This is a genomic window from Stenotrophomonas sp. YJH_SMC_37, assembly GCF_059370035.1.
On record NZ_JCAFTG010000017.1, the window covers coordinates 23,739 to 42,220 of the forward strand.

Below are 18,482 nucleotides of genomic sequence, written 5' to 3' on the forward strand. Positions count from 1 at the left end.
ATGCCGACCTTGGATGGCACTTCCCGCATGTTGTCACGCTGCTGTAGAGCCGAGCCCATGCTCGGCTGCTCCTGCGACGTGCGTGCAGCGGTCAGCCGAGCATGGGCTCGGTTCTACAACGCCGTAGATGGCAGCGATCGCGTGGCGTAGCGACTACTCCCCGATCCACCCATCCAGCAGGTCGGCGAACTCGTCGGCGTGCTCTTCTTCCTGCGCCAGGATCTCTTCAAGGATGCGCTTGGTGGTGGTATCGCGGTCACCGATGAAGTTGATCATCTCGCGATAGCTGTCGATGGCGATGCGCTCGGCCACCAGGTTCTCGCGCACCATGTCGCGCAGGTCGCTGCCTTCCTTGTATTCGGCGTGCGAACGCGCGGTCAGCGTATCCGGGTTGAGATCCGGCTCGCCGCCCAGCTGGACGATGCGCTCGGCCAGCTTGCCGGCATGCGCCTGCTCCTGCTGTGCATGCTCGAGGAACTCGGCTTTCACCGCGTCGGCCAGCATGCCCTTGGCCATGAAGTAGTGCCGGTAGTAGCGCAGAACGCAGACGTACTCGGTGGCCAGTGCGTCGTTGAGCAGCTTGATCACCACCTCGCGGTCAGCGCTGTAGCTGTCGGTGATCGCACCATCTTCGATGTTGCGCCGGGCGCGTTCGCGCAGGGTCTTGCGGTCGCTGATGCCGGCAATTTCCGCGGCGGGCTTGCTGGCTTTGGCTGGCTGCGTGGACATGGCTGGCCGTTTCCTTCTGCGGTGGGGAATCAGGTGGGGAGATGCTCCAGCACGTACTCGGCCGAAGACACTTCGAACTGGCCGGGCTGTTCAACCCAGGCCTCTCGAACTACGCCGTCGTCGACGTACAGGGCAAAACGACGCGAGCGGATTCCCATGCCCGACGCGCTCGCATCAAGCTCCAGACCCAAGGCGCGGGTCAGCTCGGCATTGCCGTCGGACAGCATCAGAAGGCCGTCGGGCACGCTCTGGTCGGCGGCCCAGGCCTTCATCACGAACGGGTCGTTGACGGCCATGCAGTAGACGTCGACGCCGCGCTGGCGGAAGGCCTCGAACTTTTCGACGTAGCCGGGAAGGTGACGTGCCGAGCACGTCGGGGTGAACGCGCCGGGCACGGCGAACAGCACCACCTTGCGCGCATCGAACAACGAATGCGTATCAAGCGTTTCAATGCCCTCGCGGATGCGCTTGAGGGTCACTTCCGGAATGCGGTCGCCGACATGGATGGTCATGGGAACTCCTTGCTGGGGCAGGCTAGTGGGCCGGATGGGAGAGGGGCGTCAAGACATTGGAAACCCGGTGTGCAGGCTCCATCTTCCGGCTTTGTGGCAGGGGCTTCCAGCCACAGCGTGGCGCACGGGGATGGCAGCCGCATTGCGCAGGATCAGTCGGCCTCACCGGGGCCGCACGAGGGGCGGCGTAGCCTCGCAGGCGCGTAGAATGAACCCGGGGCGGCGCCACCGGCGCGGCCGAAGCGAATCGAGGTAGCTGGATGGAATTCAAGGATTACTACGCCACCCTGGGGGTGGAACCGAGCGCGGGCGAGGCGGAGATCAAGACCGCCTACCGCCGGCTGGCACGCAAGTACCACCCGGACGTCAGCAAGGAGGCCGGGGCCGAAGACAAGTTCAAGGCGGTCAACGAGGCCTACGAGGCGCTGCGCGATCCGGAAAAGCGTGCGGCCTATGACCAGCTGCGCGCGCAGGGCTATCGCCCGGGCGAGGAGTTCAACGTGCCGCCGAACTACGGCGGCGCCGGTGGTTTCAATTTCGAGGAAGTGTTCGGTGGCGGCGGCCCCAACGGCGGCTTCAGCGACTTCTTCGAAAGCCTGTTCGCGCGCCAGCGCGGTGGAGCGGGCGCGGGGGGCGGTCCGGGCTTCAGCAGCCAGGGCCATGCGCCCAACCGCGATACCCGCGCCAAGCTGTCGGTGCCACTGGAAGCGGCCTACAGCGGCGACAGCCTGCGCATCACCGTCAACGGCAAGCAGCTGGACGTGCGCGTGCCCAAGGGCATCCGCCCGGGCCAGGTGATCCGCCTGGCAGGGCAGGGCAACCATGGCGGCAATCTGCTGCTGGAGGTGGAATACGCCGCCCACCCGCAGTTCGAGGTCGATGGTCGCAACATCCTCTATACGCTGCCGCTCACGCCGTGGCAGGCCGCGCTGGGCACCAGCATCAGCGTGCCGACCCTGGGTGGTGCGGTGGAACTCAAGATTCCGGCCGATTCCGATGCCGGCCGCAAGCTGCGCCTGCGTGGCCGTGGCCTGCCGGGCAGCCCGGACGGCGACCAGATCGTCGAAATCGAGATCGTGGCCCCGGCTGCGACCGATGAGGCTCAGAAGAAGGCGTACCGCAATCTGGCCAAGGCGTTCGGCGAGACCATTTGAAGGTGGTGCCGGCCGCTGGCCGGCAACTTCATTGCCCTGGACGGTGATGCGTGGTTGCCGGCCAGCGGCCGGCAACACCGCGCGCGTCTCAGCCCTGGCCCGCGAACACGCGCTCCAGCACCTCGGACAGCTCGTCCTCCGAGAACGGCTTGGTGATGTAGGCCTTGGCGCCCTGGCGCATGCCCCACATGCGGTCGGTGTCCTGGTCCTTGGTGGTCACCAGGATCACCGGGATATGCCGGGTCGCCTCGTCGCGGGCGAGGGTACGGGTGGCCTGGAAGCCGTTGAGGTTGGGCATCACCACGTCCATCAGGACCAGGTCGGGCAGCTCGGCCTTGGCGGTTTCGACCCCGGCGGCGCCATCGGTGGCGGTCAGGATCTGGTGCCCGAGCTTCTCGACGATGCGCTGTATCCCCAACAGCTGCGACGGTGAGTCGTCGACGATCAGAATGCGTGCCATGTTGTTCCCCATGTAATGCCCGCAGTGTAGTGCGGGCCCATTACCGGCGGGAGGGCCGCGTCTGCCGTCCGTCGCCTGCCTGCGACGTTCAGTCGATCCGTACCACGGTGCGACCCAGCGAACCGCCCGCCAGCATCCGTTCGAATACGGCAGGAAGGCCATCGAGGCCGACTTCGGCGGTGCAGATGCGGTCCAGGTGCTGCGGCTTCCAGTCACTACCCAGCCGCGACCACACTTCCTCACGCAGTCCGCGTGGCGCATTGGCCGAGGACACGCCCAGCAGCGAGACACCGCGCAGGATGAACGGCATCACCGTCATGTCCAGCGTCGGACTGGCTGCCAGGCCGGCACTGACCACGCTGCCGTAGGGCACGGTCTGCGCCAGCAGGCTGGCCAGCATGTCGCCTCCGGCATTATCGAGGCCACCCCCGAAGCGCGCCGACTGCAGCGCTCCGGTGTCGGCCAGCGCGTCGCGCGGCAGTACCTCGGTGGCGCCGATGCTGCGCAGGAATCCTGCCTGGTCCGGCTTGCCGCTGACCGCGTGCACGCTGTAGCCGGCACGGCTGAAGATCGACAGCGCCAGCGCACCGACGCCGCCGCTGGCACCGGTGACTGCCAGCGGTCCGAGTTCCGGGGTCTGCCGGTTGTCCTGCATGCGCAGCAGGGCCAGCGCCGCAGTGAAGCCGGCGGTGCCCAGCACCATCGCCTCGCGTGGGGTCAGCCCGGCCGGCTGGGCGATCACCGCGCGCGATTCCAGCCGCACGTACTGGCTGTAGCCGCCGTCGCGGGTCTCGCTGAGGCCGCAGCCGGTGGCCAGCACCGCGTCGCCTTCACGCCAGTCCGGGTCGGTGCTGGCGACCACGGTGCCGGCCACATCGATGCCGCCCACCAGCGGGAAGCGGCGCAGGATCTTCCCTTTTCCAGTACCGGCCAGCGCGTCCTTGTAGTTGACCGAGGACCAGTGGGCGCGGATCAGCACCTGGCCGGGGTTGAGGTCGTCGACCCCGAGCCGGACCAGGCCGCTGCGATAGCCGGCGTCGTCGTTTTCGATGCGGAAGGCGGTGAACGGGGTGGTGGGGGCCATCGGCGTTGCCTGACTTCGAGGAAAACGCCACCTTACCCCGTTGCCCCCCTTTCGATCCTGCCGATCCGCCCCATCTTGTATGATCGGTGATGGTTTCACGGCTGGCGGTGCGGGAAGGGCCCGCGCCGCAGCCCAAATCTTGATGGAGCGTGCATGGCCTGGAATACACCCGGCGGCAATAAGGGCGGACAAGGCCCCGAGGACAATCGACGCGGGCCGTTCGGGTCACGCGGCGGTGGCAATGGTGGTGGCTGGGGCGGTTTGCCCGGGCCGCTGAAGGACCTGTTCGACGGCGGCATCGTGCGTTGGGTGGTGGCAGCCGTGGTGCTGCTGGTGCTGTTCTCCAGCTTCCAGCTGATCGGCGAACAGCAGCGCGGTGTGGTGCTGCGCTTCGGCCAGTTCTCGCGCATTCTGCAGCCCGGCCCGAACTTCAAGCTGCCCTGGCCGATCGAATCGGTCACCAAGGTCAATGCCACCGAGATCAAGACGTTCTCGATCCAAGTGCCGGTGCTGACCCGCGACGAGAACATCGTCAACGTCTCGCTGAACGTCCAGTACCGCATCGACGACCCGCAGCAATACCTGTTCGGCACCGTGGATGCCAACCAGGTGCTGGAGCAGTCGGCGCAGAGCGCCGTGCGCGAGGAAGTTGGCCGCGCCGACCTCAACGCCGTGCTGAACAACCGTGGTCCGCTGGCGGTCGCCGCCGAGGAGCGCCTGCAGGCGCTGCTGAAGGCGTTCAAGACCGGCCTGACCGTGACCGGCCTGACCCTGCAGGACGCCCGTCCGCCGGAGGAAGTGAAGCCGGCCTTCGACGAGGTCAACGGTGCCCAGCAGGTCAAGGAACGCCTGATCAACGAGGCCCAGGCCTATGCCGCCAAGGTCGTGCCGGAAGCCCGGGGCCAAGCCTCGCGCGCCCGTACCACTGCCGAAGGCTACAAGCAGGCCGTGGTGTCCAAGGCCGAGGGTGACGCGCAGCGCTTCAGCCTGTTGCAGGCCCAGTACAAGGACGCTCCGGAAGTGACCCGCAAGCGCCTGTGGCTGGAGACCGTGCAGCAGGTGCTGAGCGAGAACCGCAAGGTGATCGGTGGCGATGGCCGCCAGCTGATCTACGTGCCGATGACCGGCGATACCCGTCCCAGCACGTCGGCTCCGGCCGCAGTGGCCAACCCGGACGTGGTGATGCCGTCGCTGCCGGGTGCAGCGGCGGAAGCTTCCCGTGATCCGGGCCGGCCGGTGGGCCGCCCGACCGGGCGACCGAGCGGCCGTGAGGAGGGCAGCCGATGAAGAGTCCTATCTGGATCGCCGTGATCGTGGCGGTGGTGCTGGGCCTGCTCGGCTCGGTGTACGTGGTCCGTGAGGACCAGACCGCCATGGTGCTGAACCTGGGCAAGGTGGTGCGTTCGGACATCAAGCCGGGCCTGCACTTCAAGGTGCCGGTGGTGGAAACGGTGAAGGTCTTCGACCGCCGCTTCCAGGTGCTCGACACTGCGCCGGCGCGCTACTTCACCGCCGAGCAGAAGGACGTCAGCGTCGACTTCTTCGCCATCGGCTACATCTCCAACGTGGGTGACTACTTCCGTGCCACCGGCGGCGACCCGCGTGTGGCCAACGCCCGCCTGGCGCCGATCATCACCGACTCGCTGCGCAACCAGATCAACTCGCGCACCCTGCAGCAGCTGGTGTCCGGCGACCGCAGCGAGCTGATCGCCGAGCAGCTGAAGGGCATCAACGAAGCGGTGGCTGGCCTGGGCATGCAGATGATCGACCTGCGCATCAAGCAGGTGGACCTGCCGACCGACAGCCAGGTGATCAACGACGTGTACGAGCGCATGCGCGCCCAGCGCAAGCAGGAAGCGGCCAAGCTGCGTGCGGAGGGCGAGGAGCAGTCGCTGACCATCCGTGCCCAGGCCGACCGCGACAGCACCGTGCTGATCGCCGAGGCCGAGCGTGATGCGCAGCGCCTGCGCGGTGAAGGCGATGCCGAGGCGGCCCGCATCTATGGCAAGGCCGGCTCGGCCGATCCGTCGTTCTATGCGTTCTACCGCAGCCTGGAGGCCTACCGTGGCTCCATGACCGACGGCAATGGCGTGATCGTGCTCGACAAGAACGACCCGTTCCTGCAGTACCTGAAGAACGACCGCTGAGGTCGCAGGGCAGTACCCCACGGGGCCCGGCCAGACGCCGGGCCCCGTGCTTTTTCCGGAGTTCCCGATGAAAGATCTGTTTGCCGCCGTCTGCCTGGTCGCGGTGCTGGAAGGCCTGTTCCTGTTCGTCGCCCCGTTCGCCTGGAAGCGCATGGCCGAACGCCTGCTGGACCTGCCCAGCCCGGCCCTGCGCAGCTTCGGTGGGCTGGTGCTGCTGGCCGGCCTGAGCCTGCTGTGGTGGGCGCGGCATTGAGAGGGTAGTGCCGGCCGCTGGCCGGCAACCCGGGATTGCCGGCCAACGGCCGGCACGACCGGGCGGGGCGGCTGACCGGCCGGTGAAGCCGTCCGTCGGAAAGGTGGCACCCGACCCCGGAAACCCGGATAATGCACAAAAGCCGGACGGGCCTCCCCGTCCGGCTTTTTCCGTGTCTGGGCCTTCCATCGCCGGCCGCTCCCCGTTTGGAGCCGCCCTCCAGGTGCTGGCCAGCCCCGCCACGGTTTACCCGTCCGCGGCCCCGATGGCCGCTACAAATCGAGGAGCCCGTCATGGGTCAGTCTGTCGTAGTGTTGGGTGCCCAGTGGGGCGATGAAGGCAAGGGCAAGATCGTCGATCTGCTCACTGAGGAAATCGGCGCCGTCGTGCGCTTCCAGGGCGGCCACAATGCAGGCCACACCCTGGTCATCAACGGCAAGAAGACCGTCCTGCACCTGATCCCGTCGGGCATCCTGCGTGACGACGCGCTGTGCCTGATCGGCAATGGCGTGGTGATCTCGCCGTCCGCGCTGCAGAAGGAAATCGCCGAGCTGGAAGGCTCCGGCGTGGAAGTGCGTTCGCGCCTGAAGATCTCCCCGGCCGCGCCGCTGATCATGCCGTACCACATCGCCCTGGACCAGGCGCGCGAGCGCGCTGCCGGTGGCAAGGCAATCGGCACCACCGGCCGTGGCATCGGCCCGGCCTACGAAGACAAGGTGGCGCGCCGCGGCATCCGCATCGCCGACCTGCACTACCCGAAGCAGCTGGAAGAACTGCTGCGCACTGCGCTGGACTACCACAACTTCGTGCTGACCAAGTATCTGAACACCGATGCGGTCGACTTCCAGAAGACCTTCGACGAGGCGCTGGCCTTCGGCGAATACGTGCAGCCGATGAAGTCCGACGTGGCCGGCATCCTGCACGACCTGCGCAAGCAGGGTAAGCGCGTGCTGTTCGAAGGCGCGCAGGGTGCGCTGCTGGACATCGATCACGGCACCTACCCGTACGTCACCAGCTCCAACACCACCGTCGGTGGTGCGCTGGCCGGTTCCGGCGTCGGCGCCGATTCGATCGACTACGTGCTGGGCATTGCCAAGGCGTACGCCACCCGCGTCGGCGGCGGCCCGTTCCCGACCGAACTGGACGACGAAGTCGGCCAGGGCATCCGTGACCGCGGCGCCGAGTACGGCGCTTCGACCGGCCGCCCGCGTCGCTGCGGCTGGATGGACATCGTCGCGCTGAAGCGCGCCGTGGCCATCAACGGCATCAGCGGCCTGTGCATCACCAAGCTGGACGTGCTGGACGGCATGGAAAAGCTGAAGGTCTGCATCGCCTACGAATACAACGGCAAGCGCACCGAGTACGCGCCGCTGGACGCGCAGGGCTGGGAAGAATGCACCCCGGTGTACCTGGAGTTCCCGGGCTGGAGCGAGAACACCCACGGCATCACCCAGTGGGACGACCTGCCGCCGGCCGCACGCGCCTACCTGCGTTCGCTGGAAGAGCTGGCCGGCTGCCCGATCAGCATCGTCTCCACCGGCCCGGACCGCGACCACACCATGGTCCTGCAGGATCCGTTCGCCTGAGGGCGTGACTGGTAGCGCCGGGCCACGCCCGGCGTCGCTGAAAGAAGAAGCCCCGCGAAAGCGGGGCTTCTTCATTACCGTGTGGGCAGGCCAGCGGGGAAGCGACGCGATGACCAGCATGCCAGCGTGAAAGGCGAGACGGTTCTGTTCGTGCTGGTCCCAGGGGCTGCCTTGGCGGTGTTCACCTTCACCTTGCGGCGCTGGCAGCGCCGGCCGTCGAAGCAGGCGGCTTCAGCAACGGGTACGGGTTGATGGATTTGCCCTTCCACCACTGTTTTTCCGGTCCCAGCACGTGCACCTCGAAGTGCAGGTGCGGCGCCTCGGCGCTGGCGTTACCGGTGCTGCCGACGTAGCCGATCACCTCCCCGCGCTTGATCACCTGCTTCTCGGCCAGGCCATCGGCATAGCGCTGCAGGTGCGCGTAGTAGTAGCACCAGCGTCCACTGGGCTCGAACTGATAAATCGTCAGGCCACCGCGCTTGCTGTCGAACAGCTTTTCTACCGTGCCGTCGGCCACCGCGAGTACCGGAGTACCCGCATCGGCCATGATGTCGATGGCATCGTGCACGCGGCCCTCGCTGCGTGCATCGGTGAACGTGTCGCGCAGCTGGGACGCCTGGATGCCCTGCACCGGCAGCAGCAGACCGGCTGGCGCATCGGTGGCGTTGGACGGCGGCACAGCCGTGGGAGCCGGGGCGTCCACGCCCGGCGTTGCAGCCGCAGCCACCGCAGGTTGCACTGCGGGCGGGGCAACCGCCACCGGCTCACCTGCATCGCGGTGCAGCCACCAGCCCACTCCCACGCCCAGCAGCACGCCCAGCACGATCAGCTGCGAAAGGCGCATCGGCTCACTCCTGCATCACCACGGGCACCGAAGTATCCACCGCATCGGCCACGCGCAGCGCATCCCAGTTGGTCATGCGCACGCAGCCATGCGATTCTGTCTTGCCGACGTGGCCGGGTTCGGGTGTGCCATGCAGGCCGTAGTGCGGCTTGGACAGGTCGATCCAGACCCGCCCGACCGGATTGTTCGGGCCGGGCGGCAGCGTCGCCTTCTTTTCGCCCTTGCGCGCATCCCAGAACAGCTTCGGGTTGTAGTGGAACGGCGGGTCGCGATACACGCCGAGAATCTTCCATTCGCCGATCGGCAGCGGATCGTGCTGGCTGCCGGATGAGACAGGCACCTGTGCGATCACTTTGCCCTGCGCATCCAGCAATTGAAGTGTGGAGTCGGACTTGTCGACCACGATCTTCGCCGCCTTCGGCAAGTCCCCCGTTCCGATGTTGGGCACCTGGATGCGGCTGCCGGCCTTGGCCAGATCGACGCCGGGATTGAGTGCCTTCAGCAGCTCAGGGGAGGCGTGGAAGCGCTCGCCCAGGCCTTCTTCCACGCTGCTGAAGCCCAGCGACTTCAGCTTGGCCTGTGCGGCGGGCCCTTTCGGTATGGCCTGGAACGGGCCGGCAACATCTTCAGCCGTGAGCGTATAGCTTGCCAGCGGCGTGATCGTATCGGCCTGCAGGGCCTTCCAGGTAGCGTCATCCAGTTCACCCGTTACGCTCAGCCCATGCGCCGCCTGGAAGCCCGACACCGCGCGCCGCTGGTTGCTGCCCACTTCGCCATCGATCTGGCCGGGGGAAAAATTCGCGCGATCCAGCAGCACCTGGGCGTGCAGGACAGAGCGGGGTGCGGTGTCCGGTCCTGCCTTCTCGGCAATGGGGGCAGGCAGGCTAGGCGGCGGCGCCTGCGCGAAGGCAGGTGATGCCAGCAGCGAGAGAGCGAGCAGGGCGGATCGGGGCATGGGTAACGGCATCGGGGACTCCAGCAGGGAACGCCACCACCTTGCCCGCAGACGGCGCCGAGCCACCGTGAAAGGGATCTGATGCCCGCATGAGCAGGCATGTCATTGCGGCCGGGTTGCACCGGCAGGTGCCACTGGGACGGCGACTCACCAAGGTGAACAGTGGCCGACGCCATTGGTGGATGGCGATCAAGATTGCCTGCCGTGCCGCCGATAAGGGCGCATCCCCCCGTTTTGGATATCCCCATGAACTACTTGAGGAACGTCAGGGTTGCCTGGCGTCTTGGGCTGGGCTTTGGCCTGTTGCTGCTGCTGGTTGCCGCCGTGGTGGCCACCGGCGCCACTGCCAGTGTCGTGCAGAAGCGCGCGATGCAGCAGGTGGTCGACGTCAGCGTGGCCAAGGTGCGCCTGTTGTCGCAGATGCTTGATGCCAACAACCAGATGATGGTGGTGCGCCGCGAGATGCTGATCCGCCAGGGTGATCACCGCACCAGCGACGAGAAGCGCATTGCTGATCTCGTCAAGCGCTACGAGGCCAGCTGGAGCGCCTACCAGGCGCTGCCCAGTGACGCCGAAGGCAAGGCCATCGCTGAAACCATCGCCGCCAAGCGAGCCGTTGCTCGCCCGCTCAACAAGCAGACCAGCGAACTGATGGAGCAGGGCGATTATCCCGGTGCCGTGGCGCTGACCCTGGGCCCGGTGCAGGACGCCGCCAACGGCTGGAACAAGGCGCTGTCCGATGGCGTGGACTTCGAGGAGAAGGAAAGCCGTGAGGCTGCCGCCGAGGCGATCCGCCTGGGCGAGCGCAGCCTGCTGCAGTTGCTGGTGCTGGGCGGCGTTGCGCTGCTTGCTGGCATCGGCGCCTCGGTGATGATCGGTCGCAGCCTGACCGGTCCGCTGGCGCGCGCGGTGAACCTGGCCGAGCGCCTGTCCAAGGGGCAGCTGGACCAGGAGTTCCGCCTCGGTGGCCGCGACGAGCTGACCCAGCTGGGTGAGGCGATGGCCAGCGTGCGCCAGAGTGTGCAGGCGGCGATCGGCGCGCAGTTGCAGATGGCGGAACAGCACGAGGCCGGCGCAATCCGCTATCGCATGGACGCCAGTGCGTTCCCCGGCGATTTCGGCCGCATGGTGCAGGCCACCAACAGCCTGGTCGAATCGCACGTGCAGGTGGAACTGCTGATGGCTGAAGTAATGCAGCGTTACGCCATCGGTGACCTCAGCCGCGACCTGCCGGACTATCCGGGCGAAAAGGGCACGTTGACCCGCACCCTGGCCGCGGTGAAGCAGAGCCTGATGGCGATCAACGCGCAGATCGATGAACTGGCCCGTGCCGCACGCGCCGGCGATTTCAGCATGCGTGGCGATGCCGGGGCCTTCCAGTACCAGTTCAAGACGATGGTCGAGCACCTTAACGGCATGATGGCCAGTTCGCAGGCCAGCATCGCCGATGTTTCCGACGTGCTGCGCGCGATCTCGCATGGCGACCTGACCGCACGCATGGAGGGCGAGTACGAAGGCGTGTTCGCGCGCATGCGCGACGATGCCAACACCACCACCGCGCAGCTGACCGGCATCGTCCGCGGCATCCAGGTGGCTGCCGACAGCATCAACAACGCGGCGCAGGAACTGGCCGCTGGCAACAACGACCTGTCGCGCCGAACCGAGCAGCAGGCGGCCAATCTGGAAGAAGCGGCCGCGTCGATGGAGGAGCTGACCTCCACCGTACGCCAGAACGCCGAACTGGCGCGTCAGGCCGACAGCGAAGCGCACGCTGCCGGCGCCGCCGTGCGCGAGACCGAGCAGGCGATGGCACAGATGGCATCGGTGATGGGCGAAATCGATCAGTCCTCGGCGCGCATCTCGGAAATCTCCACGGTGATCGACGGCATCGCGTTCCAGACCAACATCCTGGCGCTGAATGCTGCAGTGGAAGCCGCGCGCGCGGGCGAGCAGGGGCGTGGCTTTGCGGTGGTCGCCAGCGAGGTGCGTACGCTCGCGCAGCGTGCCGGTGTCGCCGCCAAGGAAATCAAGGAGCTGATCGAAGACGCCGCTGCCAAGGTGAAGAGTGGCCTGGCGGTGACCGTTGAATCGGAAGCCGCGATCGCACGCGTGGCCCAGGCCAGCTCGCGCACCACGCAGCTGATGAGCGACATCGCAGCGGCCAGCAAGGAACAGGCCGCCGGCATCGAGCAGGTCAACCAGGTGGTGGTGCAGATGGACCAGGTGACCCAGCAGAACGCTGCGCTGGTGGAAGAAGCCACTGCCGCCAGCCGCGCGCTGGAGGAACAGGCGCATGCACTGACCACGTCGGTGTCGGTGTTCCAGATCGAGCAGGACGGTGCAGCCCGCGCCGTGGTGGCGCGCGCGGCCTGACCGTCACCGCGTCGGCACGGCAAAGTGCCGTGCCGACCGAGAAGCCCTCAGCGCTTGAACAAGCGCTCGTGCATCCAGCCGTCGTTGGTCAGCACGAGCGTCGCTTTGCCATCGATTTCGTCCTTGGCTTGATCCGCTAGGTTACGGTAGCTGGCCTGGACCTCTTTCGATCTGGCCCAGCTGTCCGCATCTTCGACCTTGTAGCGGAAGTTCACCTGAGACAATTTCACGCCCATCATCTCGCTGGGCTCGGTAAAGGTGTCCACCTCTGTCACCCTGAACTTGCCGGTGCAGAACGCTGCTTGACCTGCAATTGTTTCTGCGCCGCCTTCTACGAGGAACTTCTTTCCTTTGGAAGTAAGCGCGTACTCGCCAGCCGGTACGGTCGATGTGCCAAACATCGATTTCATTTCAGATGCTTGGCGGCTCAGCAACCCGGCCTCGACCAAGGCGTTGGCCTGCAGGCGCGCGCGCTCTCCCAAGCTGCCATCGTTGGCCAGTCTGAAGGGGAGTTCCCGCGCGGGCAAAGCAGCGCAGAGTCCGTTCTTGGTATCAAGATATTTCTGAATAGCCTTGCCGAAATTGCCCTTGTTGGCGGTCTGGGAACTGCTGCATGCCGCCAGTACAAGCATCAGCGCGCTGGCCGCCAGAACTCGGTTCACATTCTTCATCTCAACTATCCCTGTCAGTGGGTCAATCAACGTAGCCGCTACCACCGAGCGAAGCTACAGGGTGGTGGATGTCGATGATCTGTCCTTGAGGGAGCCCAGCGAGGAGGCCCTGACGGCGATCAGCAGTGCCAGGTGACTTCCGGATTGCTCTGCACGGGATATAGCCGTTTACGACAAACTGCGCGACATGCACTGCCTTCATCGGTGTGCCTGAGCCACGAGTGTCTCTGGATGGCAGAGCAGGTGAGTCGCGCTGTCACCGATGCCGTACGGCCGTTATCGCTCGGTCTTCACTCCTCCATATGAGAGGACGTAGGCCGGCGCCCGCTGATCACGATGACCCTGGCGTGGCCGCCTTCATGGCGCTGGGCGCGGCGAACTACGTGACGGTGCGCGGGGGGCAGATCCACAACGCTGGCAGCGGCGAAGTGATCCGCCTGCAGTTGAACGGCGACCGCGCGCCTTTGCCGGGCACTGCGCGCCTGCTCGGTTCCAGCAGCGCGTTCCTGTTCGTCTGGTGGCCGCAGCAGCGGCGTGCCGAGGCCATTCCGATCGCGGCGTTGCGCACGCTGCAGGCGGCTGCCGTGCCGGTGCCCTCAGCCGCAGTGACGGCGGGGCCGTCCCGCTGAGGTAAGGTGCGCGGGTCGCTTGGGACCGACCCAGCGAGAGTAGGCGCTGCGCCACACATCCCGCGCCTGCGATGCGGGCGCGGGCTGTTCCCCGTTTTCGGGGACGATCAATCTCTGCTCCGCGTTCGGGCAGCCTTTTTCGCTGCGGTCTTGCGTGTCGCTGCCTTTCGGGCACGGGTAGCCGCCGCCTTCTTCGCGGCGGCGCTCCGCGAGGCGGCCGTACTCCCCTTCTTTGCCGCAGCCTTCTTCGCTGTCTTCTTTGCGGCCTTCTTTGTCGCGGTCGTGCGAGCCGGTGCCTTCTTTGCCACCGCCTTCTTTGCCACCGCTTTCTTCGCCGGCGCCTTCTTCGCTGCCGTCTTCCTGGTTGTCGACGTCTTGGCGGTCTTCTTGCGGGTCGCCTTCTTTGTAGTTTTGCGTGCACTGCCGCTACGCTTGCCGCCGCCGTCCTGCTTGTTCACGGTGGCCCAGGCAATGCGCTCGGCGGTGCCTTCACTCGCGCCGCGATCACGTTCGCTTTCCTCGATGTGCTCGGCCTGGCGCTTCTGCTTTTCGGTATATGCGGATTTGTCACCACGGGGCATGACTATTCTCCTGTCGTTGTGGTCAGGCCAGCAGGCGCAGCTTGGGCTCACGCGCCCACTGGCGGGTGGCGGCCGCCGCCAGGAATGCCTTGGCGTCTTCCGCTTCGACGATGCCGGCATCGTTGCCGACCCGCGCCGCCTTCAGCAGCGCTTGGCCTCCCGCGTCGCTGGCGATGGCCTTCAGGTGTGCCCACGCCTGGCTGACGAACTCCAGCGCGGCGCTCTCTTTCGACAATGCCTTTGATGCCTCTACGCTCAGCACCACGGCCACCGCATCGAACACAGCCGATGGCGTGCCTGCCAGTTGCCCATCCGCCGCCTGCATCGCGCCATCGCTCAGCGTGGCGCCACCGACTTTGGGCGCGACCAGCTTCACGTCTGCACCTGCTTTCCTGGCTGCCTTGCTCAGGCTGGCAATGATGCGGGCGTCGGAGCCTTCGTCGAACAGAATGCCGATGCAGCGACCCTGCAGGGTAGGCTTGTTGCGTCCGATCACACGCACCTCGGGAGCGGGAGGCATGTCCCGCGCCGGGGTGGCGGTGGGTGCCGGGTCGGGCAGGGCGGGCAAGGCCAGACCATCGGCCACGCGCCGCGCCAGTGAGTCATCGATGTTGCGCAGGTGGCTGACGGTACGTACCCGCACCTTCAGCGTTTCCACCTTGGACAACTCGAACACCAGCGCCGATGCCAGGTGCGCCTGCTCCGGCGTTTCAAGGCTGCGGAAGAACATGCGGGCCTGGCTGTAGTGGTCGGCGAAGCTCTCCGCGCGGGTACGGCCCTTGCAGCCATCGTCGGCGCTGGCGTGGCTGCGGAAACCCGCAGGCGTCTCACGCGGTGAGTCCTCCTGCAGCGAGCTGGGATCATAGGCGACGCGGCCCTTGGGCACCTGCATCTGCATGTGGCCGTCGCGCTGATGATTGGCGAATGGGCACTTCGGGGCATTCACCGGGATCTGGTGGAAATTCGGGCCGCCAAGGCGCAGCAGTTGGGTGTCCAGGTAGGAGAACAGGCGGCCCTGCAGCAGGGGGTCGTTGCTGAAGTCGATGCCCGGCGGCACGTTGGCCGGGCAGAACGCCACCTGTTCGGTCTCGGCGAAGAAGTTGTCGGGCCAACGGTCCAGCACCATGCGCCCGATCACCTGCAACGGCACCAGCGATTCGGGAATGATCTTGGTCGGGTCCAGGTGATCGAACGGGAATGCGTCGGCTTCTTCTTCGGTGAACAACTGCACCGCCAGCTCCCATTCGGGAAAGTCGCCGCGCTGGATGGCCTCGAACAGGTCGCGGCGATGGAAGTCATTGTCGGCTGACTGCAGCTTCAGCGCTTCGTCCCAGACCGTTGACTGGATGCCCAGCTTTGGCCGCCAATGGAACTTGACGAAGGTCGACTCGCCTGCCTCGTTCAGCAGGCGGAAACTGTGCACGCCGAAGCCTTCGATCATGCGCAGCGAGCGCGGAATGGCACGGTCGCTCATTGCCCACATGATCATGTGCATCGACTCGGGCATCAGCGAAATGAAGTCCCAGAAGGTGTCGTGGGCCGAGGCGGCCTGCGGGAAGGCACGGTCCGGTTCCATCTTCACTGCGTGCACCAGGTCCGGGAATTTCATGGCGTCCTGGATGAAGAACACCGGAATGTTGTTGCCGACCAGGTCCCAGTTGCCCTCCTTGGTATAGAACTTGACCGCGAAGCCGCGCACGTCGCGCGGGGTATCCACCGAGCCTGCGCCACCGGCCACGGTCGAGAAACGGGTGAATACGGGTGTCTTCACCCCCACCTCGGTCAGGATACGCGCGCGGGTATGGGAGGCCAGTGACCGGGTCAACTCGAAGTAGCCATGTGCCGCGCTGCCACGTGCGTGCACGATGCGCTCGGGAATGCGTTCGTGATCGAAGTGGGTGATCTTCTCGCGGAGGATGAAGTCTTCCAGCAGCGTGGGCCCCCGAGGCCCCTGTCGCAGGGAGTTCTGGTTGTCTGCCACCGGGATGCCCTGATCGGTGGTCATCACCGGATGGCTGCCCCCGGCCTGCTGGTGGAGCTCATCGCCATTGCCCCGTGGGTGGCTTTCGGGCGGGGTGGTTGCGCGCTTGCCGGTCGGCTTGCTGGCGGCCATGGAGGGTGGCTCCGGATCGTCAAAGGGAACCACGACACTGGAACCGAGCCCGTTAAACCCCGGTCCGGCAAAGGTGAACGTACGGGCAAAAGCGGGCTCGGGTATGCTTGCCGCATGCGAGTCGAGCCCGCCGACATCGAAGCCTTGTTCGACGCCATCCCGGACGTGCTGTTCTTCATCAAGGACCGCCAGGGGCGGTACACCCACGTCAACCAGACCATGCTGCGACGGCTGGGCCTGCGCGCGCGCAAGGACGTCATCGGGCGGACCGCGGCCGAGATCTACCCGACCGGCCTCAGCGCGGACTATGTCGACCAGGATGCCCGCGTGCTGTCCGGCGAGGTGATCGAGAACCTGATGGAGCTGCACCTGTTCGCCAACCGCGAACCGGGCTGGTGCCTGACCTGCAAGCGCCCGCTGCTGGTCGATGGCGCCATCGAGGGCCTGATCGGCATTTCCCGCGACCTGGGCCAGAAGGACAGCCTCGGCACCCAGTACGAGCAGCTGCGGCTGGCGCTGGCCCACCTCAACGCGCACTACGCCGAGAACGTGCGCATGCAGACCCTGCTGGACATCACCGGCTTCTCGCTGTCCAAGCTGGAGCGCAGCTTCCGCAAGGTGTTCCAGATGACCCCGCAGCAGGTGCTGACCCGGCTGCGGATCCAGATGGCCATGCACCTGCTGCACGGTGACGAGAGCATCGCCAGCATCGGCCAGGCCTGCGGTTTCAGCGACCAGAGCGCCTTTACCCGCAAGTTCAAGGCTGAAACCGGTTTCTCGCCGCGTGCCTACCGCGCCCGTATTGGTGGCAGTGTCGGAGAGCCGGCACTGGCCTGAGCCGCCTGCTGCGCTGTGCCTATCCCCGCGGGCATGGGACAGGGTAAGGTGTCGCCCCTGTAGCCCGCCGCCAGCCCTGCCGATGCCCAACTCGATTCCGACCGCTTCGCCGTCCCGCCTCGGACATTCGCTCAAGCCCCGCCAGCTGATCATGATGGGCCTGGGCAGCGCCATCGGCGCCGGGCTGTTCCTCGGCTCGGGCGTGGGTGTGCAGGCGGCCGGTCCGGCGGTCCTGGTGTCGTATCTGGTCGCCGGCGCGCTGGTGATCATCGTGATGAACGCTCTGGGCGAAATGGCGGCGGCCAAACCGACCAGCGGCGCGTTCTCGGTCTATGCCGCCGATGCCATGGGCGCCACCGCCGGTGCCACCGTCGGCTGGTTGTGGTGGGTGCAGCTGGTGATCGTGATCGCCGCCGAGGCGGTGGGAGCGGCCGGTCTGCTGGCCACGGTCTGGCCAGCAGTACCTGTACCGATGGCGGCGCTGGCCTTCATGCTGTTCTTCACCGCCATCAACCTGTTGGGGGTGAAGAACTTCGGCGAGTTCGAATTCTGGTTCGCCATCCTGAAAGTGGCGGCGATCCTGGCGTTCATTGCCATCGGTGTGGCGCTGCTGATGGGTTGGCTCCCGCAGGTGACCTCGCCTGGGCTGAGCAACTTCACCGAGCATGGTGGTTTTGCGCCGAAGGGCCTGGCCGGGATCGGCGCGGCGTTGCTGGTGGTGGTGTTTGCCTTCGGCGGCACCGAGATCGTGGCCGTTGCGGCGGCGGAGACCGAAGATCCGGAGCGCAGCATCGCCCGTGCCATCCGCACCGTGGCGTGGCGCATCCTGGTGTTCTACATCGGCTCGCTGAGCGTGATCATCGCCGTGGTGCCGTGGACCAGCGAAGCGTTGAAGTCGCCCTTCGCCGCGGTGCTGGACATTGCCCGTATTCCGGGTGCAGGCACCGCCATCACCCTGATCGCTGTGATCGCGCTGCTGTCGGCGCTCAATGCCAACCTCTACGGCGCCTCGCGCATGATGTATTCGCTGGCGCAGCGACGTGAAGCCCCGGCCGTGCTGGGCTGGACCGATCCGCGCCAGGTGCCGGTCATCGCCGTGCTGGCCAGCGTCCTGTTCGGTTTCGCCGCCACGGTGATGGAACTGCTGTTCCCGGACCGGGTGCTGCCGGTGCTGCTGAACATCGTCGGTTCGACCTGCCTGCTGGTGTGGACGCTGTCGCTGGTCTCACAACTGGTGTTGCGCCGCCGCGCGGATCGCCTGGGTACCCGGCTGCCGTTCCGCATGGCGGGCTTCCCGTGGCTGACCGTGTGCGCGCTGGGCATCCTGGCGCTGATCTTCGGCCTGCTGCTGAGCGAGGCGCACACCCGTCTGCAGTTCCTGTCGATGGTTGCGCTGACCGCCACGATCGCCGCCGGCAGCGCCATCGCGCGGCGCATGCGCGAGGCGTGATTCTGTAGAGCCGACCCTACGGTCGAGGCTGCTGTTTGCGCGATCGCCAGCCGAGCATGGGCTCGGCTCTACAACAGGCACACACTCCGCGTGGCACTGTGCGC

At 66.4% G+C, this 18,482-nt stretch carries 18 protein-coding genes; 9 read left to right on the top strand and 9 right to left on the bottom strand.

The window, feature by feature from the left end:
- Positions 1 to 153: 153 nt before the first annotated feature.
- Together AC5P8J_RS18365 and AC5P8J_RS18370 are read right to left on the bottom strand one after the other, a co-directional pair.
- Entirely contained in the window at positions 154 to 729 is a 576-nt protein-coding gene (locus AC5P8J_RS18365; protein WP_019660039.1) for a ferritin-like domain-containing protein, read from the bottom strand.
- Between the two features lie 29 nt (positions 730 to 758).
- The gene (locus tag AC5P8J_RS18370) at positions 759 to 1,241 is read right to left on the bottom strand and encodes a peroxiredoxin (protein WP_021204419.1); all 483 of its coding nucleotides are present in this window, start codon (positions 1,239 to 1,241) and stop codon (positions 759 to 761) included.
- A 260-nt stretch (positions 1,242 to 1,501) separates the two neighbouring features.
- On the opposite strand from AC5P8J_RS18370, the gene AC5P8J_RS18375 reads away from it, so the two are divergent.
- On the top strand, positions 1,502 to 2,395 hold the full coding sequence (locus AC5P8J_RS18375; protein ID WP_021204418.1) for a DnaJ C-terminal domain-containing protein: 894 nt from the start codon (positions 1,502 to 1,504) through the stop codon (positions 2,393 to 2,395).
- Positions 2,396 to 2,483: 88 nt separating this feature from the next.
- On the opposite strand, the gene pilH is transcribed toward AC5P8J_RS18375, so the two are convergent.
- Both pilH and AC5P8J_RS18385 read right to left on the bottom strand, forming a co-directional pair.
- Positions 2,484 to 2,855, bottom strand: coding sequence for a twitching motility response regulator PilH (pilH, locus tag AC5P8J_RS18380; RefSeq protein ID WP_005410644.1), 372 nt, complete (start codon positions 2,853 to 2,855; stop codon positions 2,484 to 2,486).
- An 88-nt stretch (positions 2,856 to 2,943) separates the two neighbouring features.
- Positions 2,944 to 3,939: a YhdH/YhfP family quinone oxidoreductase gene (locus AC5P8J_RS18385; protein ID WP_005410643.1), complete on the bottom strand. Its 996-nt coding sequence runs from the start codon at positions 3,937 to 3,939 to the stop codon at positions 2,944 to 2,946.
- 153 nt (positions 3,940 to 4,092) lie between these two features.
- On the opposite strand from AC5P8J_RS18385, the gene hflK reads away from it, so the two are divergent.
- The 4 genes from hflK to AC5P8J_RS18405 all read left to right on the top strand — a co-directional run bounded on the left by hflK (position 4,093) and on the right by AC5P8J_RS18405 (position 7,925).
- Positions 4,093 to 5,226: an FtsH protease activity modulator HflK gene (gene hflK / locus AC5P8J_RS18390; RefSeq protein ID WP_005410642.1), complete on the top strand. Its 1,134-nt coding sequence runs from the start codon at positions 4,093 to 4,095 to the stop codon at positions 5,224 to 5,226.
- Positions 5,223 to 6,086 carry a protease modulator HflC gene (hflC, locus tag AC5P8J_RS18395; protein WP_019660037.1) on the top strand — a complete coding sequence of 288 codons (864 nt, stop codon included), beginning with the start codon at positions 5,223 to 5,225 and terminating at the stop codon, positions 6,084 to 6,086. The genes hflK and hflC overlap by 4 nt, the downstream gene beginning before the upstream one ends.
- Before the next feature lie 67 nt (positions 6,087 to 6,153).
- Positions 6,154 to 6,339, top strand: coding sequence for a DUF2065 domain-containing protein (locus AC5P8J_RS18400; protein WP_005410640.1), 186 nt, complete (start codon positions 6,154 to 6,156; stop codon positions 6,337 to 6,339).
- Between the two features lie 293 nt (positions 6,340 to 6,632).
- The gene (locus AC5P8J_RS18405) at positions 6,633 to 7,925 is read left to right on the top strand and encodes an adenylosuccinate synthase (RefSeq protein ID WP_494540235.1); all 1,293 of its coding nucleotides are present in this window, start codon (positions 6,633 to 6,635) and stop codon (positions 7,923 to 7,925) included.
- Between the two features lie 187 nt (positions 7,926 to 8,112).
- Here the strand turns inward: AC5P8J_RS18405 and AC5P8J_RS18410 are convergent, their stop codons facing one another.
- A complete protein-coding gene (locus AC5P8J_RS18410) occupies positions 8,113 to 8,769 on the bottom strand; it encodes a M23 family metallopeptidase (protein ID WP_021204417.1) in 657 nt (218 codons plus the stop codon).
- 4 nt (positions 8,770 to 8,773) lie between these two features.
- Positions 8,774 to 9,736 carry a L,D-transpeptidase family protein gene (locus tag AC5P8J_RS18415; protein ID WP_494540236.1) on the bottom strand — a complete coding sequence of 321 codons (963 nt, stop codon included), beginning with the start codon at positions 9,734 to 9,736 and terminating at the stop codon, positions 8,774 to 8,776.
- A 234-nt stretch (positions 9,737 to 9,970) separates the two neighbouring features.
- On the opposite strand from AC5P8J_RS18415, the gene AC5P8J_RS18420 reads away from it, so the two are divergent.
- Positions 9,971 to 12,097 carry a methyl-accepting chemotaxis protein gene (locus tag AC5P8J_RS18420; RefSeq protein ID WP_495217025.1) on the top strand — a complete coding sequence of 709 codons (2,127 nt, stop codon included), beginning with the start codon at positions 9,971 to 9,973 and terminating at the stop codon, positions 12,095 to 12,097.
- Between the two features lie 47 nt (positions 12,098 to 12,144).
- On the opposite strand, the gene AC5P8J_RS18425 is transcribed toward AC5P8J_RS18420, so the two are convergent.
- Positions 12,145 to 12,768 (bottom strand): hypothetical protein, encoded by a 624-nt coding sequence (locus AC5P8J_RS18425; protein WP_061478844.1) that lies wholly within the window; start codon positions 12,766 to 12,768, stop codon positions 12,145 to 12,147.
- Between the two features lie 347 nt (positions 12,769 to 13,115).
- On the opposite strand from AC5P8J_RS18425, the gene AC5P8J_RS18430 reads away from it, so the two are divergent.
- Entirely contained in the window at positions 13,116 to 13,397 is a 282-nt protein-coding gene (locus tag AC5P8J_RS18430) for a hypothetical protein (protein WP_134734757.1), read from the top strand.
- Positions 13,398 to 13,504: 107 nt separating this feature from the next.
- Here the strand turns inward: AC5P8J_RS18430 and AC5P8J_RS18435 are convergent, their stop codons facing one another.
- Positions 13,505 to 13,978 (bottom strand): hypothetical protein, encoded by a 474-nt coding sequence (locus AC5P8J_RS18435; protein ID WP_134734758.1) that lies wholly within the window; start codon positions 13,976 to 13,978, stop codon positions 13,505 to 13,507.
- Between the two features lie 22 nt (positions 13,979 to 14,000).
- Complete coding sequence (locus AC5P8J_RS18440; RefSeq protein ID WP_495217027.1) at positions 14,001 to 16,091, bottom strand: catalase; 2,091 nt, start codon at positions 16,089 to 16,091, stop codon at positions 14,001 to 14,003.
- Positions 16,092 to 16,205: 114 nt separating this feature from the next.
- On the opposite strand from AC5P8J_RS18440, the gene AC5P8J_RS18445 reads away from it, so the two are divergent.
- Positions 16,206 to 16,928 carry a helix-turn-helix transcriptional regulator gene (locus AC5P8J_RS18445; protein ID WP_021204412.1) on the top strand — a complete coding sequence of 241 codons (723 nt, stop codon included), beginning with the start codon at positions 16,206 to 16,208 and terminating at the stop codon, positions 16,926 to 16,928.
- Positions 16,929 to 17,010: 82 nt separating this feature from the next.
- The gene (locus tag AC5P8J_RS18450) at positions 17,011 to 18,378 is read left to right on the top strand and encodes an amino acid permease (RefSeq protein WP_134734760.1); all 1,368 of its coding nucleotides are present in this window, start codon (positions 17,011 to 17,013) and stop codon (positions 18,376 to 18,378) included.
- Positions 18,379 to 18,482 lie beyond the last annotated feature (104 nt).

What these genes read in the sequence shown, in the direction of transcription:
- AC5P8J_RS18405 (WP_494540235.1), top strand. Translation starts at nt 6,633, where the DNA reads ATGGGTCAGTCTGTCGTAGTGTTGGGTGCCCAGTGGGGCGATGAAGGC.
- AC5P8J_RS18440 (WP_495217027.1), bottom strand. Translation starts at nt 16,091, where the DNA reads ATGGCCGCCAGCAAGCCGACCGGCAAGCGCGCAACCACCCCGCCCGAA.
- hflK (WP_005410642.1), top strand. Translation starts at nt 4,093, where the DNA reads ATGGCCTGGAATACACCCGGCGGCAATAAGGGCGGACAAGGCCCCGAG.
- AC5P8J_RS18415 (WP_494540236.1), bottom strand. Translation starts at nt 9,736, where the DNA reads ATGCCGTTACCCATGCCCCGATCCGCCCTGCTCGCTCTCTCGCTGCTG.
- AC5P8J_RS18445 (WP_021204412.1), top strand. Translation starts at nt 16,206, where the DNA reads ATGCGAGTCGAGCCCGCCGACATCGAAGCCTTGTTCGACGCCATCCCG.
- AC5P8J_RS18385 (WP_005410643.1), bottom strand. Translation starts at nt 3,939, where the DNA reads ATGGCCCCCACCACCCCGTTCACCGCCTTCCGCATCGAAAACGACGAC.
- AC5P8J_RS18370 (WP_021204419.1), bottom strand. Translation starts at nt 1,241, where the DNA reads ATGACCATCCATGTCGGCGACCGCATTCCGGAAGTGACCCTCAAGCGC.
- AC5P8J_RS18420 (WP_495217025.1), top strand. Translation starts at nt 9,971, where the DNA reads ATGAACTACTTGAGGAACGTCAGGGTTGCCTGGCGTCTTGGGCTGGGC.
- hflC (WP_019660037.1), top strand. Translation starts at nt 5,223, where the DNA reads ATGAAGAGTCCTATCTGGATCGCCGTGATCGTGGCGGTGGTGCTGGGC.
- pilH (WP_005410644.1), bottom strand. Translation starts at nt 2,855, where the DNA reads ATGGCACGCATTCTGATCGTCGACGACTCACCGTCGCAGCTGTTGGGG.
- AC5P8J_RS18400 (WP_005410640.1), top strand. Translation starts at nt 6,154, where the DNA reads ATGAAAGATCTGTTTGCCGCCGTCTGCCTGGTCGCGGTGCTGGAAGGC.
- AC5P8J_RS18365 (WP_019660039.1), bottom strand. Translation starts at nt 729, where the DNA reads ATGTCCACGCAGCCAGCCAAAGCCAGCAAGCCCGCCGCGGAAATTGCC.
- AC5P8J_RS18450 (WP_134734760.1), top strand. Translation starts at nt 17,011, where the DNA reads ATGCCCAACTCGATTCCGACCGCTTCGCCGTCCCGCCTCGGACATTCG.
- AC5P8J_RS18425 (WP_061478844.1), bottom strand. Translation starts at nt 12,768, where the DNA reads ATGAAGAATGTGAACCGAGTTCTGGCGGCCAGCGCGCTGATGCTTGTA.
- AC5P8J_RS18375 (WP_021204418.1), top strand. Translation starts at nt 1,502, where the DNA reads ATGGAATTCAAGGATTACTACGCCACCCTGGGGGTGGAACCGAGCGCG.
- AC5P8J_RS18410 (WP_021204417.1), bottom strand. Translation starts at nt 8,769, where the DNA reads ATGCGCCTTTCGCAGCTGATCGTGCTGGGCGTGCTGCTGGGCGTGGGA.
- AC5P8J_RS18435 (WP_134734758.1), bottom strand. Translation starts at nt 13,978, where the DNA reads ATGCCCCGTGGTGACAAATCCGCATATACCGAAAAGCAGAAGCGCCAG.